The organism is Streptomyces dysideae, assembly GCF_001514305.1.
Classification (GTDB): Bacteria; Actinomycetota; Actinomycetes; order Streptomycetales; family Streptomycetaceae; genus Streptomyces; species Streptomyces dysideae.
In genome coordinates this window covers 1-1,008 of the sequence record NZ_KQ949204.1, presented here as the reverse complement: position 1 = coordinate 1,008, position 1,008 = coordinate 1, and the positions used below count along the sequence as shown (strand labels likewise).

The 1,008-nt window shown below is 68.2% G+C and carries 1 protein-coding gene; it reads right to left on the bottom strand.

What is annotated here, in order from left to right:
• On the bottom strand, positions 1–986 hold a 986-nt coding region (locus AQJ91_RS48405), incomplete at its 3' end, for a substrate-binding domain-containing protein (RefSeq protein WP_067036842.1).
• Between the last annotated feature and the right edge of the window lie 22 nt (positions 987–1,008).

Here is a 1,008-nt window from a genome sequence, read left to right as displayed (position 1 = left end):
GCGAACTTGGCGACCGCGTCGACGTTGTCCTTGGTGATGAAGGCAGGTCCGGTGAGGACCGGGGCGGTGCCGCCGCCGCTGAAGTTGCCGTTGGTCCTGTACAGCCACAGGGAGTCGACGGCGAGGTAGCCCTGGAGGTAGGGCTGCTGGTCGACGGCGAACTCGACCTTGCCGTCCTGGACGGCGGTGACCAGTTCCTTGTTGAGGTCGAAGGTGGCGACCTTGGCCTTGGCGCCGGTGTCGGAGACCGACTGGACGGCGGTCAGGGCGAAGGGGGCGCCGAGGGTGACGACCTGGTCGATGGAGGAGTCCTGCTGGAGCTTGGCGGTCATCGTCGACTTCACGGACGGCATGTCGGTGCCGTTGACGTAGAGGATGTCCGTCTTGCCCTTGAAGCCCTTCTTCAGGCCGGCGCAGCGGGCCTCCAGTGCGACGTGGCCCTGTTCCTGGATGACGCACAGGGCGTGCTGGGCGCCGTTTTCGTTGAGCTGTTCGCCGAAGGCCTGGCCGGCGATGTTCTCGTCCTGCCCGAAGTACTCGAGCATGCCGAGGTCCTTCCAGTTGTCCAGGCCGGCGTTGAAGCCGACGACCGGGATGCCGGCCGCTGTGGCCTTGGTCACCACGGCCTTCATGGCGCTGGGCTTGGCGGCGGTGAGCGCGATGCCGTCGACCTTCTGGTCGATGGCGTTCTGGACCAGGCTGGCCTGGTTGCCGGCGCTGGGGTCGCTGGAGTAGACGAGCTTGATGTTGTCCTTGGCGGCGGCGGCTTCGGCGCCCTTGCGGATCAGGTCCCAGAAGGTGTCGCCGGGGGCCGCGTGGGTGATCATGGCCACGGTCATCCGGGGCGTGGTGGCCTTGCCCGCGGTGGCTTCCGCGGCGCCTTCCTCGGACTTCTTCCCGCCGGAGCTGCTGGAGCAGCCGGCGGCGAACAGGGCGCCGGCGATGACGGCGGCGGCCAGGCCCGTGGCTCGGTGGTGTCTGTGCATGTCCCTTGCACCTCGCTGTGCT